Here is a 15,552-nt window from a genome sequence, read left to right on the forward strand (position 1 = left end):
TTTTTCTACCGGGCTCTCCGCCGACGCATTTACAAGCCGGTCGACTTCAACGACATTAGCGTTTTCCAACGGAGCCATCATGTCCACTGCCCTGCCCAACAATGCCCCGCCAGATGATAACGACGCCCTGCATTCGCCGGTCAGCATCCTGTCCGGCCGCCTGCGCATCGCGCTGGGCGTGCTGCAAGGCGTGCTGCTGTATGCACTGTATTCAAGCTGGAACGCCAAGAGCGGCCTGGCGATGCAGCCGCTGCTGTTCGTTCCGGCGCTGATGCTGGCGGCGTTCCTGCCGATCGTCGCGGTGTCCGGCATCGGCCATCTGTCGCGACGCAATCTGTTGATCTGGTTGGCCGCGCTGGCCGTCATCCTGTCCGGCCTGGGCGTCTACGATGCCTGGCGCGCCGACCTGTCGTCACTGCTGACATCCGCCGGGAAAGCCTGCTGTGATGCTGACATGAACGGCCATCCTGAGATTCTGCCTTCCGCCACGTTGTTCCTGCTCGCCGTGGCCGGACTGTTCATCGCACAAGCCATGATGCTGGCAGGCGACGCCGACGGCAGGCGCATCGCGAGCTATCGCAGCTATTTTGAAATGGCGTGGAAGCTGCTGGTGCAGCTGCTGTTCGCCACGCTCTTCACCGGCCTGTTCTGGCTGGTGCTGGAAACCGGCAATGCGCTGTTTTCGCTGATCAAGCTCGATTTCCTCGACAAGCTGCTGGAAAAGAGCTGGTTCCACATCCCCGTCACCACGCTGGCTTTCTCGTCGGCGCTGCACCTGAGCGACGTGCGCCCGCAGATCGTTGCCGGTATCCGCAAGCTGCTGCTGACCTTGCTGTCGTGGCTGCTGCCGATGGCGACCGTCGTGATCGGCGCCTTCCTGCTGAGTATCCTTGCCACTGGCCTGGAGCCGCTATGGCAAACCCGGCGCGCCACGCACGTGCTGCTTGGCGCCGCCGCGCTGCTGGTGGTGCTGATCAACACGGTCTACCAGGACGGCAACCACCTGACGGAGCACACGCATCGCTTCTTCACGGCGTGCCTGCGCGTCGCCTGCCTGCTACCGGCGCCGCTGGTCTTGCTGGCGGTGTATTCGCTGGGATTGCGCATAGCCGAATACGGCTGGACCGTCAGCCGTGTGGCGGCGGCAACGTGCGCGTTGGTGGCCGCCATGTATGCGGCCGGCTATGCACTTGCGGCCCTGAGCAGGCGCGACAAGCTGCAGCGCATCGCGTCGACCAATGTACTGGCGAGCTTCGCCATCCTGATTGTGTTTCTGGCGCTGCTGTCGCCGCTGGCCGATCCGGCGCGCATCGCCGTGGCCGATCAGCTGCATCGCCTGGCCGCTGGTAAAACTGTGCCGGAGCGTTTCGATTTCTTGCGTTTCGACGGCGCCCGTTTCGGCGTGCAGGAACTGAAGCGCCTGAGCGAACAGAAGAACGGTGCCTATCCCGCTGCGGTGGAACAGAAGGCCCGCCAGGCGCTGGCCAGCAACAACCGCTGGAACAGGGAGGAACTCGACGAGATCGCGCCCGACGCGGCAAAGAACATCCGGGTGCATCCTGTGGGCGGAAAATTGCCGAAGGAATTCGTCGCGCAGGACTGGCGCAACGACAAGCAACGATGGAGCCTGCCGTCCTGCATGACGCGCGGCGACCGCCAGTGCGATGCTTACCTGGTCAAGCCGGATCCGGCCGGTGCGGAACAGGTGCTGGTGTTCGATGGCAACAGCATGCCTGCCCTGTTCGCATCATCCGGTGCCGGTGCCGACCCTTGGCGACTGGCCGGCAAGCTGATGGCGACGCCTTCCTGCATTGAGGAACTGAAGAAAACGGCGGAGCGCGGCGCCTTGAACTGGCAGCCGCCGCTGCAGCGCGACATCGACATCAATGGCGTGCACCTGCGCATGCAGGTCGAGCAGACGGTGACGAAATGTGCGCCGGACGAACTCAAAAAATAGGCGTCAGGGGAAGGTCTTCATGTATGCCAGCAGGTTGTTCAGATCCTGCTGGTTGCTGATGCCCCAGAAACGCATCTTGGTCCCCGGCACCACGTCGCCCGGGGATTTCATGAAAGCGCGCAGCTTGTCCTCGGTCCAGACAATGCGAGAATTCTGCATTGCCGCCGAATAGCGATAGTCCTTGGTCGCCGCCGCCGGGCGGCCGACGATACCGTTGAGTTGGGGCCCGAAGCCGGCGCGCGCCGATGGTCCGATCTGATGGCAACTGGCGCATTTGGCAAAGGCGGCCTTGCCGGCGGCAACGTCACCAGCGGCATGGGCAGCTCCGGAGAGGCCTGCCATCCAGACACTCGTTGCCAGCAATGCCGGCAAGGCTGCCCTGCCTGTCTTTTTACCTGATTTCATCCCTGCAAATCCCGTGATTGCCCCTGTCATTGGCGGCAACTTTAGCACGCGGCGCCCACCCTGCATGCGGCCCGCAAATGAGCTATAGTCTGCGGATACCAGCTCGCAGAAATCGTATGACACTCACCGAACTCAAATACATCGTCGCCGTCGCCCGGCAAAAGCATTTCGGTCATGCCGCCGAAGCCTGTTTCGTGGCGCAGCCGACCTTGTCGGTCGCCATCAAGAAACTGGAAGATGAGCTCGGCGTGGTCATCTTCGAACGCGGCGGCACCGAAGTGTCCGTCACGCCGCTCGGTGCGCAGATTGTGGCCCAGGCTGAACGCGTGCTGGAACAGACCGCCGCCATCAAGGAAATCGCCAGCCAGAACAAGGACCCGCTGTCCGGTCCGCTGCGCCTGGGCATCATCTACACCATCGGTCCCTATCTGCTGCCTTCTCTGGTCAAGACCATGATCGAGACCGTGCCGCAGATGCCGCTGATCCTGCAAGAGAATTTCACCACGCGCCTGATCGAGCTGCTGCGCCAGGGCGAACTGGATGCCGCCATCATGGCGCTGCCGTTCCCCGAGCACGGCCTGATCGTGCAGCCGCTGTACGACGAGGAATTCGTCATCGCGCTGCCCAAGCAGCACAAGTGGGCCGAGCGCAAGGAAATCACCGCCCAGGATCTGAAAACCGAAAACATGCTGCTGCTCGGCAACGGCCATTGCTTCCGCGACCAGGTGCTGGAAGTCTGTCCCGAAATGTCGCGTTTCTCGACCGCCGGCGACGGCATCGCGCGCACCTTCGAAGGCTCGTCGCTGGAAACCATCCGCCACATGGTCGCCTCCGGCATCGGCATCACCGTGCTGCCGCGCGCCTCGGTGACCGACATGCATACCAAGGATGGTACGGTGCGCTACGTGCCGTTCACCAAACCGGTGCCGTCGCGCCGCGTGGTGATCGCCTGGCGCAAGAGCTTCACGCGCCATACCGCCATCGATGCGGTGCGCAAGGCAGTGCTGTCGTGCGCCTTGCCAGGTGTCGACATGCTGCATGAAGCCGAAGTGTCCGAAGGCTAAGCACCAACATTCAACCACCACGCCAAGCAAGGAGTCCGCAGTGGAGCTGCTGCCTGCCATCCCCATCCTTCGCATTTTTTCCGAAGACAAAGCACGCGAGTTCTATCTCGATTTCCTCGGCTTCACGGTTGACTGGGAGCACCGCTTCGAGCCAACCGCGCCGCTGTATCTCCAGATCCGCCGCGGCGACCTGATCCTGCACCTGAGCGAACATTACGGCGACGCCACACCGGGCATGAGCGTGTTTGCACGCGTGCACGGCATCGACGAACTTCATCAGGAATTGCTCGCCAAGAATTATCCCTACGCCCGCCCCGGCGTCGACAGCGTCCCCTGGGGACGGGAAATGCAGATCGCCGATCCGTTCGGCAACCGGCTGCGCTTTTGCCAGCAGATGGACACGTAATAAACCACCGCAGGAGAATCCGTTTGAGCCAGTCGCCCTTCGCGCTGTACGTTGACGCACAATTCATCAGTCCTTACGCCATGTCGGCGTTCGTTGCGCTGACCGAGAAGCAGCTCCCCTTCGCGCTGCACACCGTCGACCTGACCCTGCAGCACAATCATCTGCCGCAATACGCGCAGTGTTCGCAGACGCGCCGCGTGCCGACCCTCGGTGACGGCGACTTCCATTTATCGGAGTCGTCAGCGATTGCCGAATATCTGGAAGAACGCTTCCCCGCTCCCGGCCACACCGCGCTGTATCCGGCCGTACTGCAGCACAAGGCCAAGGCGCGCGAAATCCAGGCGTGGCTGCGCAGCGACCTGATGCCGATTCGCCAGGAGCGCCCGACCGAAGTCGTGTTTTTCGGTGAAAAGCGCGCACCGCTGTCATCGGCCGGCCAGTTCGCCGCCAACAAGCTGATCACCGCCGCCGACCTATGGTTGAGCGAGGGAGCCGACCACCTGTTCGGCACCTGGAGCATCGCCGACCTCGACCTTGCCGTCATGCTCAACCGCCTTGCGCTGCACGGCGACGCCCTGCCGTCCAAACTGTCGGACTACGCCGCGCGTCAATGGCAACGGCCGTCGACGCAGCAATGGCTGGCCTTGCAGCAAGCGGCCGCAGGCTGAGCCGGCACCGACTTGCGTCAACAACATAACAACATCACAGGGAACGCCATGACCATCGCAGGATTTTTCACCCGCCGCCGTGCCGTAGTCACCGCCATCGCAGCAACGCTGCTGGTCGCTGCGCCGACCTTCGCGCAAACCGCCTCGCTGCGTCTGATCAATGAATACCCCGCGACCTCGATCACCGCCAGCGCCGACCTGCAATTCGCCGCCGCCGTGAACAAGCTGTCCAATGGCGACATCGCCGTGGCGACCTTGCAGGAAGCCGCCAATCCCTACAAGGGCAAGGACCAGGTCAGCGCCGTGCGCGACGGCAAGGCCGAGATCGGCACGCTGTTCGCCGGCATCCTGGGCGGCGCCGATTCGTTCTTCCTGCTGTCGTCGCTACCGTTTGTGGTTGATGATTTCGACCAGGCGCAAAACCTGTTCACCTGTACCCGGCCCGAGCTGGAACGCCATCTGGCGGCGCTCAACATGCGCCTGCTGTACGCCACGCCATGGCCGCCGTCAGGCATCTGGTCGGCCAAACCGGTGACCGACGTCGCCGACATCAAGGCGCTCAGCATCCGCACCTATGACGACAACAGCCGCGGCGTCTTCCAACGGGTCGGCGCGCAGAGCGTCAACCTGCCGTTCTCGGCCGTCGGCGCCAAGCTGACCTCGGGCGAACTCAACGCCGTGCTGTCGTCGGGCGATGGCGGTGCCGGCAATCGCCTGTGGGATTATTTGCCCAATTTCACCGCAATCAGCTACGCGATTCCGCTGAGCTACACCGTCATCAACAACGAAGCGTGGAACAAGCTGACGCCGGCGCAGCAGAGCGCGCTGACGCAAGCGGCAAAACAGACCAACGAGGCCAGCTGGGCCACGGTCAAGAGCCGTATCCAGGACAACTATGCGCGCATGACCGAGCACGGCATGCGCCTGAACCTGCAACCGGCCGCGCCGGTCCGCGTGGCGTTACGCCAGGCCGGACAGGAACAGGCCGACAGCTGGTGGCAGCAAGATAAAAATAATGAGATCCGCGCGCGCTGCGTGCCGCCAGTGCAGGCAAAATAGGCATCAAGCAGTACCCACCGAACACACTGAGGAGACAGCCATGCCCACCAAGGAAACCCTGGAAAAATTCATCGCCCGCGTCGAAGCCAACGCGCACATTGAGGCCGTGGAAGAGTTTTATACCGAAGATTCGACCATGCAGGAAAACACCGAGCCGCCGCGCTTCGGCCGTGACACCCACGTCGCCAATGAACGCAAGGTCATGGCGCGCGTGAAGGCGCTGAAATCGAAATGCGTGCGCCCCGTATTCGTCGAAGGCGACAAGGTGGTGGTGCGCTGGATTTTTCGTTTCGAATGGCTGGACGGCACCGTCACGAACATGGAAGAGCTGGCATACCAGCGTTGGGAAGGCGAACGCATCGCCGAAGAGACTTTCTTCTACGACCCGGCGCAACGCCTGCCGCGCGTAGAAGAAAAATATTGAAACTCAATCAGTCAAAATAAGTCGATTTCGCCGCCCACCGGCTTTTTGGCAAGCTTGACGGCGTAATCGCGTTCCTTCATTTCGGTTGCTGCGTCGGTCGATTTCAGCTTCTTGACCAGTACCTTGCCCGAGCGCGGGAAGTAATGCACCTTGCGCGGCCAGATGTCGTTGAGGTCTTCAGCCACCACGCGGATTCCTTCGGTGCGCAGATAGCTCCTGACGAAGGCGGCGTTGCGTTCACCCACGTTGATGGCATTGAAGCCGCGCAGCACAGCGCCGCCGCCGAACACTTTCGACTCCAGATTTTCGCGCTTGGCGCCAGCTTTCAATATCTCATTGATCAGGATTTCCATGGCGTAGGTGCCATAGCGCGCCGATGAAGAAATCGGGCTGTCATCGTTGCCGCCGTCAGGCAGCATGAAATGGTTCATCCCGCCGATACCGCTGACACGGTCGCGGATGCAGGCAGATACACACGATCCCAGTACCGTGACGATCATCATGTCGTGATGCGTGTGGTAATACTCGCCGGGAAGAATTTTTGCCGTATCGCAATTGAAGTTGCGGTCATGATATACGTGGGATGCAAACTGCTCGATATTCTGGCTCATTGTTTTTGTCCGTTTCTGGCGTGGGGGCCAACATTACCGACCGCAATCTCATGATCACATCTTCTCCGGTATGTTGAAACGATTTTAGAGAAGCCGGACAGATCGCGATATAAGGGAATACCCTATGGCCTGCTGAAACGGCGCGTCTCGCGGCCGTTGCATTCCATGCTCAGCAAGGCTTTGCGATGTACGTCAAGAGTGGATTTGCCGAGGTGCAAGACGCCGGTAAAAATACGCTGTGTTGACGATACAACAATAATTTCTGCCAGCGGACGCTGATCTCGCCAATTCAGGCGATGAGGCCGCTCCAGAATTGCCGGTCCGCTTCGCATTCCTGCAGCAGCCAGTTGGAGAAGGCGGCGATCTTGCCGTCGTTTTCCCCTTCCTGTGGATAGACCAGCCAATAGGCCTGCGCAAGCGGCAGGCTTAGGGACACCGGTGCGACCAGACGGCCTTGCTGCAATTCGCGCACCACCAGCGACGAACGCGCCAGCGCCACGCCTTGTCCGGCCAGCGCGGCATCGACGGCGGCGCTTTCCTGATTGAAAACGATGCCGGGACGGTCGTCCAGCGACAGTCCGTGCATCGCAAACCAGTCGCGCCAGGATTGCCGGTCATGGCTATGCAGCAGCGGCGCGGTGCTCAGCGCCACGATGCTGTCGACATCCAGCGCCGGCGCGCACACCGGCAACAGGAATTCATCACCCAGCCGCGTGCACGAAAAATCCGGCCACGGACCGTCGCCGTAGCGAATCGCCACGTCGATGTTCTCGCGCAAAAAATTAACCTGGCGCTCGCTCTGTTCGACGTGCAGGTCGAGGTCCGCATGGCGCGCAGAAAATCCGCCCAGACGCGGCGCCAGCCATTTGGCGTTGAAATTGGGTGAGATGGAAATAGTCAGGCGCTCGCGCTGCGGCCGCTCCAGCAATTGGCGGGTGCCGCTTTCGATGCGATCGAATGCTTCGCCGACGACAACCAGGTAGCGCTGCCCTGCCGTAGTCAGGCGCAGCTGATTGGACAGCCGTTCGAACAAGGGCGTGCCGAGCTCCTCCTCCAGCGCCTTGACCTGATGGCTGACAGCGCCTTGGGTGACGTGCAGCTCCTGCGCGGCCAGAGTAAAACTCTGGTGCCGCGCGGCCACCTCGAAGGCGCGCAGGGCGTTGAGCGACGGGAGTGTGCGAGCGGTCATGGCGGTATGAGGAGCGGGTTGAGGAGCGGGTTGAAAACGGGTTGAGAAATACTGGGGCTGGCCTGAGAAAAGATGCTTTGCCGCACAGGCGGGCGTGAATTTATTATAGACCCCATCCCCGGCAGCTTTGCCCGACTACAACAAGGAAACTCCATGAATCTCGACCAGCGCCTGACCGAACTGTCCATCGTACTGCCCGCCTCCGCCGCACCCGGTGCGCAATACGCACCAGGCGTCGTGCATCAGGGCCTGGCCTGGATCGCCGGCCAGTTGCCGCGCGACGGCGACCGCGTGCTGGTGTCGGGAAAGCTGGGCCGCGAAGTCTCGATCGAGGATGCCAAGATGGGCGCCCGTGCCGCCTTGATCCGCGCATTGGCGGCGTTGCGCGACACCGTTGGCGATCTCAAACGCATCGACAAGATCCTGCGCCTGAACGTCTACGTCAACAGCACCGAAGACTTCAGCCAGCAGAGTGCGGTGGCCGACGGTGCGTCGGCCTTGATCTATGAATTGTTCGGACCGGAACAGGGCCGCCACGCGCGCACCAGCGTCGGCGTCGCGCAATTGCCGCGCAATGCGGCGGTCGAGCTGGATATCGTGGTGGCGCTGGAGAGTTGAACTCTGCGGACAAAAAAACAGCCGGCAGATGAGTGCCGGCTGTTTTTATTTGCAACGTAGCGATCGATATCAATCAATATCAGTCGATGCGGTGTGTAGTCTGCGGATCGAACCAATGCAGCAGGTTCGCATCGACACCGGCCGTGACCTGCTGGCCCATCGCCACTTCAGTGCCGGCGGCGCAGCGGATCACCATCGACTGGCCGCCGCAACGCGTGTGCACCAGCAATTCAGCGCCCAGCGCTTCCACCAGTTCGACCTCCATGTTCAGGCCGGGACGTCCCAGGTGCAGATGTTCCGGACGAATGCCGAGGATGCGCGCGCCGCCGCCGATTTGGGCCGGCGTCGACAGATCGAAGGTGGAACCGTCGTCGAAAGTGAAACGCGCGCCGTCGTCGCTGAGCTTGCCGTTGAGCAGGTTCATCGGCGGCGAGCCGATGAAGCTGGCGACGAAGGTAGTGGCCGGCTTGCCGTAGACTTCCGCGGGTGTGCCGATCTGTTCGGCGCGGCCCTTGTTCATCACGATCATGCGCTGGCCCAGGGTCATCGCTTCGACCTGGTCATGCGTCACGTACAGGCTGGTGGTGCGCAGCGAGGCGTGCAGCTTCTGGATTTCCAGACGCATCTGCACGCGCAGCTTGGCGTCGAGGTTCGACAGCGGTTCGTCGAACAGAAACACCGCCGGCTTGCGCACGATCGCGCGGCCCATCGCCACACGCTGGCGCTGGCCGCCGGACAATTGACGCGGGGTACGGTCCAGCAACGCGCCCAGTTCCAGGATCTCGGCCGCGCGCTGTACGCGGGTGTCGATCTCGGCTTTCGGCAAGCCCTGGATCTTGAGGCCGTAGGCCATGTTTTCGTACACGCTCATGTGCGGATACAGCGCATAGTTCTGGAACACCATCGCGATGTCGCGCTCTTTCGGCTCCAGGTTGTTGACCACGCGGTCGCCGATCATGATGTCGCCGGAACTGATTTCTTCCAGTCCCGCCACCATGCGCAGCAATGTCGACTTGCCGCAGCCGGACGGACCGACCATGACGATGAACTCGCCGTCGGCGATGTCGATGTCGATGCCGTGGATGACGTCGACTGCTTTCGGCGCTTTGCCGTAGGTCTTCTTGACTTGCTTGAGATGAATTTTTGCCATGTTATTTCTCGGAATCGACCAGACCTTTAACAAACCATTTTTGCATGACCACGACCACCAGCCCCGGCGGCAACATTGCCAGGATCATCGTTGCCATCACCATATTCCATTCCACCGCCGAGTCACCACCCGAAATCAGCGTCTTGATGCCGATGCCGATCGGGTACATGGTTTGCTCGGTGGCGATCATCAGCGGCCACAGATACTGATTCCAGCCGTAGATGAACATGATCACGAACAACGCAATCACGTTGGTGCGCGACAGCGGCCACAGCACATCCTTGAGGAAGCGCAATGGCCCGGCGCCGTCGATGCGCGCCGCTTCAGCAAGCTCGTCGGGCACCGTCAGGAAGAATTGCCGGAACAGGAAGGTCGCCGTGGCTGACGCGATCAGCGGCACCGTCAGGCCGGCGTAGGTATTGAGCATGCCGAAGTCGGATACCACCTGATAGGTCGGCGTGATGCGCACCTCCACCGGCAACATCAGCGTGACGAAGATCATCCAGAAGAACAGATTGCGTGCGCGGAAGCGGAAGTACACCATCGCGAACGCCGACAGCATGGAGATCGAGATCTTGCCGATCGCGATCACCAGCGCCGTCACCAGGCTGACCCACAGCATGCGCGACACCGGCGGCGACGAGACGTTGCCGGAGGCGCCCTGGGTCAGGACGGTCTTGTAGTTGGTGACCAGTTCCGTGCCGGGCATCAGCGACAGCGGCGACATGGCCGATTGCTCGGCGGTCTGGGTGCTGGCAATGAACGCGACGTACAACGGAAAGATCACGATGAGCGCGCCGATGATCAGCACCAGATGGCTGACGGCGTCGAGAATGGGGCGACGTTCAATCATGCCGGCGCTCCCTTCTGCATTGATGAAGACTTGTGCGAGTTAAGCATATTGCACCTTCTTTTCGACGTACTTGAACTGAACCACGGTCAGCAGAATCACGATCACCATCAGCACCACCGACTGCGCTGCGGCGCTGCCGAGATCGCCGCCCTTGAAGCCGTCGCTGAAGACCTTGTAGACCAGGATTTCGGTGTCCTTGCCGGGGCCGCCGTGGGTGGTCGCTTCCACGATCGCAAACGTGTCGAAGAACGCGTACACGATGTTGACCACCATCAGGAAGAACGTCGTCGGCGAGATCATCGGGAAGATGATGGTGAAGAAGCGCTTGACCGGACCGGCGCCGTCGATGGCAGCCGCTTCGACCAATGATTTGGGAATCGATTGCAAACCGGCCAGGAAGAACAGGAAGTTGTAGCTGATCTGCTTCCAGATCGCCGCAATCACGATCAGTGTCATGGCCTGGTTGCCGTTGACCATGTAGTTCCAGTTGATGCCGAGCCAGGCCAGCACGTGCGACAGCAGACCCAGCGAAGGACTCAGCAGGAACATCCACAGCACGCCGACCACCACCGGCGACACGGCGTACGGCCAGATCAGGAAGGTCTTGTAGATCGCCGCGCCCTTGACGACGCGATCGGCGAACACCGCCAGGATCAGCGACAGCACCATGCCGCCGACCGCCACCAGCACCGAGAAGATGGCTGTGGTGCCAAACGCCGCCAGATAGCTCGGGTCGCCGAACAAGGCGGCAAAGTTGTCGAACCAGACGAATTCCGAATAGCCGCCGAAGGCGTCCTGCAGCAGCACGGACTGGTACAGGGCCTGTACGGCAGGCCAGAAGAAAAACAATATCGTGATCAGGATCTGCGGTGCGACCAGCGCATACGGCAGCCATGATGAAGTGAAGCGAGCGCGTTTTTCCACGATAGCTTATGTCCCTAAAAGCGGTGATTGAAGAGGATGTGTGATAACGATTACATCCGGCACCGGTAAGTTTTCCGAGCAGCTGAAAAATACATCGCCCCGGCGAACCGGGGCTAAGTGTCTTGCGTAGGTCTTTTCTGAAGCGGCAGCGCGGCGAATTTGCATTGCCGCGCTGCGTTCAGCAGACTTCTTATTTGTTTGCTTTTTCGAAGCGGGCCAACAGTTCGTCGCCACGTTTCACGGCGCTGTCGAGCGCTTCTTTCGGCGCCTTCTTGCCGGTCCAGACGTTTTCCAGTTCTTCGTCGATCACCGTGCGGATCTGTGCGTAGTTGCCCAGACGGATGCCGCGCGACTTGTCAGTGGTCTTGACGATCATCTGCTTGACGGCGACGTCGGTGCCTGGATTGCGCTCATAGAAACCCGACTTCTGGGTGATTTCATACGCAGCCTTGGTCACTGGCAGGTAGCCGGTTTCCTGGTGCCACTTGGCTTGCACTTCAGGCTTGGACAGGTAAGTGAAGAACTTCGCCACGCCCTTGTATTCGTCAGCCTTCTTGCCGCCCATGACCCACAGCGAAGCGCCGCCGATCACGGTGTTTTGCGGTGCGCCCTGCACGTCGCTGTAGTAAGGCAGCGGTGCCACGCCGAACTTGAACTTGGCGTTCTTGCGGATATCAGCGTAAGCGGACGAGGAGCCGGTGATGATCGCGCACTCGCCTGCATTGAACTTGGCGTTGGCTTCATCCTTGCGGCCGGCATAGATGAAATAGCCTTGCTTGGCCCAGTTGGACATGTTTTCGATATGGCGCACTTGCAGCGGGCCATTGATCTTCAGGCGCGCATCCAGACCGCCGAAGCCGTTGCTCTTGGATGCAGTCTCGGTGTTGTGCCAGGCCGAGAACGATTCCAGATGCACCCACGATTGCCAGGTGGTGGTGTAAGGACAGGTGATGCCGCTGGCCTTCATCTTGGCGGCCATGCCGACGAAGTCCTGCCAGGTTGCCGGCGGCTTGTTCGGATCCAGGCCGGCCTTGGCGAACAGGTCCTTGTTATAGAACATGATCGTGGTCGAGCTGTTGAACGGGAAGGACATCATGCCCTTCGCGGTCGAGTAATAACCGGAGACTGCCGGCACATACGCGTTCTGGTCGAACTTCTCGCCGGCTTGCTGCATCACTTCGTAGACCGGCTTGATCGCGCCCTTGGAGTAAACCATGGTCGCTGTGCCGACTTCAAAAATCTGCAAAATGTTGGGTGCGTTGCCTGCACGGTAGGCGGCAATCGCAGCGGCCATCGATTCGTCGTAAGTGCCCTTGTAGACCGGCGTCACTTTGTAATCGGATTGGCTTTTGTTGAATTCGTCAGCCATGGTGTTGACGCGTTCGCCCAGGGCGCCGGTCATCGAATGCCACCAGGCGATGTCGGTAACCGCGAAGGCGGAAGTTGTCATTGTCGCCAGCAAAGCCGCAGCGGCAAAGGTTTTCACAGGGTATTTCATTAGGCAAATCCTCCCAAAAAGGTGACCGATGTTATCAAGTCATTGTGACTGTCTCGTTACACCGGTCGTACATTAGCGTCTAATGCCCGCCACGGCAAATAATTTCGCCTTTTTGAGCAAAAATTCACGAGCCATGTTACATCTGTTCACGGAGACCCCAATTACGTGAAAAAAATTTCCACGAAAAAGCCTCCCAATTTCGTCAAAAATCTCCCGTTTTGCGCCCCTCGGCGACTTTTTTTAGCGCGCCTTTATAATGGCGCTTTCCTTTTTTGTCCACCTGACATGAATCGCCTGAACCTCTATTTCCGTCTTGTGCGCCTGCACAAACCGATCGGCATCCAGCTGTTGCTGTGGCCGACGCTGATGGCGCTGTGGTTTGCCGCCGACGGCCGGCCGGGCTGGCATATGGTGGCGATCTTCACGCTGGGTACGGTGCTGATGCGCTCGGCAGGTTGCGCGATCAACGATTACGCCGACCGCGATTTCGACAAGCACGTCAAACGCACCGTCGACCGTCCGCTCACGGCCGGCAAGATCCACGCCTGGGAAGCGCTGATGGTGGCGGGAGTGCTGGCGCTGGCGTCGTTCCTGCTGATCCTGCCGCTCAATACGCTGACCAGGCAGATGTCGGTGCCGGCGCTGATCGTGGCAGCCAGCTATCCGTACTTCAAGCGCTTCTTCGCGATTCCGCAGGCCTACCTGGGTATCGCTTTCGGCTTCGGCATCCCGATGAGTTTTGCGGCTGTGCAAGGCCAGGTACCGCTGGTGGCGTGGCTGATGCTGCTGGGGAATGTCTTCTGGTCGGTGGCCTACGATACCGCCTACGCGATGGTTGATCGCGACGACGACCTCAAGCTCGGCATGAAGACCTCGGCGATCACCTTCGGCCGCTTCGACGTGCTGGCGATCATGCTGTGCTACGTCGCGGCGCTGGGGATATTCTGGGCGGTGGGCTGGCACTTCGGCCTGCGCACCTGGTTCACGCTGGGCATGCTGGCCGCAGCCGGCTGCGCGGTGTATCACTACACCCTGATCCGCACCCGCGACCGTGCCGGATGCTTCAAGGCGTTCGTGCACAACAACTGGCTGGGCGCGCTGATGTTTGCAGGCGTCGCGGTGGATTACGCGCTGCGCTAGACTTTAGCTGCTCGGCTTCGGTAGCAGCGGCACCGGGTTGAGCGCCTTGCCGTTGCTGCGGATTTCAAAGTACAGCTTGACCGTGCGGCTGTCGGTGTCGCCCATCTCGGCGATTTGCTGGCCGCGGTTCACGGTCTGCCCTTCCTTGACCATGATCGACTTGTTGTGCGCATAGACCGACAGCAGCGTGCGGCTGTGCTTGACGATGATCATGTTGCCGTAGCCGCGGATGCCGCGCCCGGCGTACGTCACCTTGCCTGATTCAGCCGCCCACACCGGCTGGCCCGGGGTACCGGTGATATCGATGCCCTTCAGGTTGCGGTCGGTGGTGGCGGTGAGCTTGCCCTGCGCCGGCCACATCCAGTCCAGACGTTCGGCTTCGGCAGCAGATGGCGCCGCCGGCGCTGCGGATTGAACTTCCTTCTTCGGTTCCGCCTTGCGTTCATGCGCCGCAGTTGTAGCTGCTGCCGGCTTTGCACGCGAGACAGGAGCAGCCGCCACGGTCGCCGGTGGCTTCAACCGCAGCACGTCTCCCGGATAGATTTCGTTCGCATCGGAAATCTTGTTCCACGCAGCGATGTCGTGATGATCTTTCCCGACGGTGCGGGAAATGCTCATCAGCGTGTCACCCCTCTTCACCGTATACGAATCGCCCTGATACGGCGCGCTCGCGCACGCAGTGAGCGCAGCGACAATCACGACACCTGCGACAATCGAAATATAACGAAGCACGTTCAAACTAATCCTTCCCAAACTCCTCCCCCAATTCTTTCCCTCTTGCGGCGGCGGCCTTGACCGCCGTCACGATATGTTCGGCCACGCCGGCGCCTTGCATTGACGTCAATGCGGCATAAGTGGTTCCGCCCTTCGATGTCACGCGCTCACGCAACAGCGACAGCGGTTCCGGCGAACGGATCGCCAGTTCGACTGCGCCCGCGAAGGTTGCCTTGGCCAGCTCGACGCCTTGTTCGGGGCTCAGCCCCAGCTCGACGGCGGCTTTCTGCATGGCTTCCATGAAATAGAACACGTAGGCCGGGCCGCTGCCCGACACTGCCGTGACCGGATCGATCAGGTCTTCGCTGTCCAGCCACACGGTCGTGCCGACGGCGCGCAGGATGGCATCGGCGGCGGCGCGCTGCTCGGCGCTCACACCGTCCAACGCCACCACGCCGGAGATACCCTTGCCGATCAGCGCCGGCGTATTCGGCATCGAGCGTACGATGGACGGATGGTTGCCGAGCCAGCGCGACAGGTCGGCGCTGCGGATGCCGGCGGCGATCGACAACACCAGTTGCGTGCCGATGAACGGCTTGAGGCTGTCGGCCACCTGGCGCATCTGCTGCGGCTTGACCGCCAGCACGATGACGTCGACCTTGGCGAGCATGTCGTCGACTTGCAGCGCGGTGGTGACGCCGAAACGCTGGTTCAGCTTTTCCAGCGACTCGGGGTTGAGATCAACCACGTGGATGTTCTTGCCGTCGGTGAGCTTGCCTGCCAGACCGCCGATCAGTGCCGCAGCCATGTTGCCGCCGCCGATGAAACCTATCTTCAACATATGTTTTCTTCCTGTGGATGACTACGGATAG

At 61.0% G+C, this 15,552-nt stretch carries 17 protein-coding genes; 8 read left to right on the forward strand and 9 right to left on the reverse strand.

What is annotated here, in order from left to right; translation table 11 throughout:
• The first annotated feature begins 79 nt into the window (after positions 1 to 79).
• Positions 80 to 1,957: a DUF4153 domain-containing protein gene (locus E4P32_RS16425; protein WP_116434783.1), complete on the forward strand. Its 1,878-nt coding sequence runs from the start codon at positions 80 to 82 to the stop codon at positions 1,955 to 1,957.
• Between the two features lie 3 nt (positions 1,958 to 1,960).
• Here E4P32_RS16425 and E4P32_RS16430 read toward each other — a convergent pair whose 3' ends face one another.
• Complete coding sequence (locus tag E4P32_RS16430) at positions 1,961 to 2,299, reverse strand: cytochrome c family protein (RefSeq protein ID WP_199525644.1); 339 nt, start codon at positions 2,297 to 2,299, stop codon at positions 1,961 to 1,963.
• Between the two features lie 179 nt (positions 2,300 to 2,478).
• Here E4P32_RS16430 and E4P32_RS16435 point away from each other — a divergent pair, with 179 nt between their 5' ends.
• Genes E4P32_RS16435 through E4P32_RS16455 form a run of 5 tightly spaced genes read left to right on the forward strand, consistent with a single transcriptional unit; the run spans position 2,479 to position 5,983 of the window.
• On the forward strand, positions 2,479 to 3,426 hold the full coding sequence (locus E4P32_RS16435; RefSeq protein WP_116434781.1) for a LysR substrate-binding domain-containing protein: 948 nt from the start codon (positions 2,479 to 2,481) through the stop codon (positions 3,424 to 3,426).
• A 40-nt stretch (positions 3,427 to 3,466) separates the two neighbouring features.
• Positions 3,467 to 3,832 carry a glyoxalase superfamily protein gene (locus E4P32_RS16440; RefSeq protein WP_116434780.1) on the forward strand — a complete coding sequence of 122 codons (366 nt, stop codon included), beginning with the start codon at positions 3,467 to 3,469 and terminating at the stop codon, positions 3,830 to 3,832.
• A gap of 23 nt (positions 3,833 to 3,855) precedes the next feature.
• The gene (yfcF, locus tag E4P32_RS16445; protein ID WP_116434779.1) at positions 3,856 to 4,500 is read left to right on the forward strand and encodes a glutathione transferase; all 645 of its coding nucleotides are present in this window, start codon (positions 3,856 to 3,858) and stop codon (positions 4,498 to 4,500) included.
• Between the two features lie 48 nt (positions 4,501 to 4,548).
• Positions 4,549 to 5,559, forward strand: coding sequence for a TRAP transporter substrate-binding protein (locus tag E4P32_RS16450; RefSeq protein ID WP_116434778.1), 1,011 nt, complete (start codon positions 4,549 to 4,551; stop codon positions 5,557 to 5,559).
• A gap of 40 nt (positions 5,560 to 5,599) precedes the next feature.
• Complete coding sequence (locus tag E4P32_RS16455; protein WP_116434777.1) at positions 5,600 to 5,983, forward strand: nuclear transport factor 2 family protein; 384 nt, start codon at positions 5,600 to 5,602, stop codon at positions 5,981 to 5,983.
• An 11-nt stretch (positions 5,984 to 5,994) separates the two neighbouring features.
• Here E4P32_RS16455 and cheD read toward each other — a convergent pair whose 3' ends face one another.
• Both cheD and gcvA read right to left on the reverse strand, forming a co-directional pair.
• Positions 5,995 to 6,594, reverse strand: a complete 600-nt coding sequence (gene cheD / locus E4P32_RS16460; RefSeq protein ID WP_116434776.1) for a chemoreceptor glutamine deamidase CheD — start codon at positions 6,592 to 6,594, stop codon at positions 5,995 to 5,997.
• Positions 6,595 to 6,883: 289 nt separating this feature from the next.
• Positions 6,884 to 7,783, reverse strand: a complete 900-nt coding sequence (gcvA, locus tag E4P32_RS16465; RefSeq protein ID WP_116434775.1) for a transcriptional regulator GcvA — start codon at positions 7,781 to 7,783, stop codon at positions 6,884 to 6,886.
• Positions 7,784 to 7,936: 153 nt separating this feature from the next.
• Here gcvA and E4P32_RS16470 point away from each other — a divergent pair, with 153 nt between their 5' ends.
• Entirely contained in the window at positions 7,937 to 8,401 is a 465-nt protein-coding gene (locus E4P32_RS16470; protein ID WP_116434774.1) for a RidA family protein, read from the forward strand.
• Between the two features lie 79 nt (positions 8,402 to 8,480).
• On the opposite strand, the gene E4P32_RS16475 is transcribed toward E4P32_RS16470, so the two are convergent.
• From E4P32_RS16475 to ugpB, 4 genes are all read right to left on the reverse strand, one after another.
• Positions 8,481 to 9,551 (reverse strand): sn-glycerol-3-phosphate import ATP-binding protein UgpC, encoded by a 1,071-nt coding sequence (locus E4P32_RS16475; protein WP_116434773.1) that lies wholly within the window; start codon positions 9,549 to 9,551, stop codon positions 8,481 to 8,483.
• A 1-nt stretch (position 9,552) separates the two neighbouring features.
• Positions 9,553 to 10,404 carry a sn-glycerol-3-phosphate ABC transporter permease UgpE gene (gene ugpE / locus E4P32_RS16480; RefSeq protein WP_116434772.1) on the reverse strand — a complete coding sequence of 284 codons (852 nt, stop codon included), beginning with the start codon at positions 10,402 to 10,404 and terminating at the stop codon, positions 9,553 to 9,555.
• A gap of 39 nt (positions 10,405 to 10,443) precedes the next feature.
• Complete coding sequence (gene ugpA / locus E4P32_RS16485) at positions 10,444 to 11,328, reverse strand: sn-glycerol-3-phosphate ABC transporter permease UgpA (RefSeq protein ID WP_053195767.1); 885 nt, start codon at positions 11,326 to 11,328, stop codon at positions 10,444 to 10,446.
• Positions 11,329 to 11,518: 190 nt separating this feature from the next.
• A complete protein-coding gene (ugpB, locus tag E4P32_RS16490) occupies positions 11,519 to 12,826 on the reverse strand; it encodes a sn-glycerol-3-phosphate ABC transporter substrate-binding protein UgpB (protein WP_116434771.1) in 1,308 nt (435 codons plus the stop codon).
• A 285-nt stretch (positions 12,827 to 13,111) separates the two neighbouring features.
• On the opposite strand from ugpB, the gene ubiA reads away from it, so the two are divergent.
• Positions 13,112 to 13,966, forward strand: coding sequence for a 4-hydroxybenzoate octaprenyltransferase (ubiA, locus tag E4P32_RS16495; protein ID WP_116434770.1), 855 nt, complete (start codon positions 13,112 to 13,114; stop codon positions 13,964 to 13,966).
• 3 nt (positions 13,967 to 13,969) lie between these two features.
• Here the strand turns inward: ubiA and E4P32_RS16500 are convergent, their stop codons facing one another.
• Together E4P32_RS16500 and proC are read right to left on the reverse strand one after the other, a co-directional pair.
• Complete coding sequence (locus E4P32_RS16500; protein ID WP_233526665.1) at positions 13,970 to 14,698, reverse strand: peptidoglycan DD-metalloendopeptidase family protein; 729 nt, start codon at positions 14,696 to 14,698, stop codon at positions 13,970 to 13,972.
• 7 nt (positions 14,699 to 14,705) lie between these two features.
• Positions 14,706 to 15,521 (reverse strand): pyrroline-5-carboxylate reductase, encoded by an 816-nt coding sequence (gene proC / locus E4P32_RS16505; protein WP_116434768.1) that lies wholly within the window; start codon positions 15,519 to 15,521, stop codon positions 14,706 to 14,708.
• Positions 15,522 to 15,552: the final 31 nt, after the last annotated feature.

It is taken from the genome of Herbaspirillum sp. 3R11 (assembly GCF_004563925.1).
GTDB lineage: Bacteria > Pseudomonadota > Gammaproteobacteria > Burkholderiales > Burkholderiaceae_D > Herbaspirillum.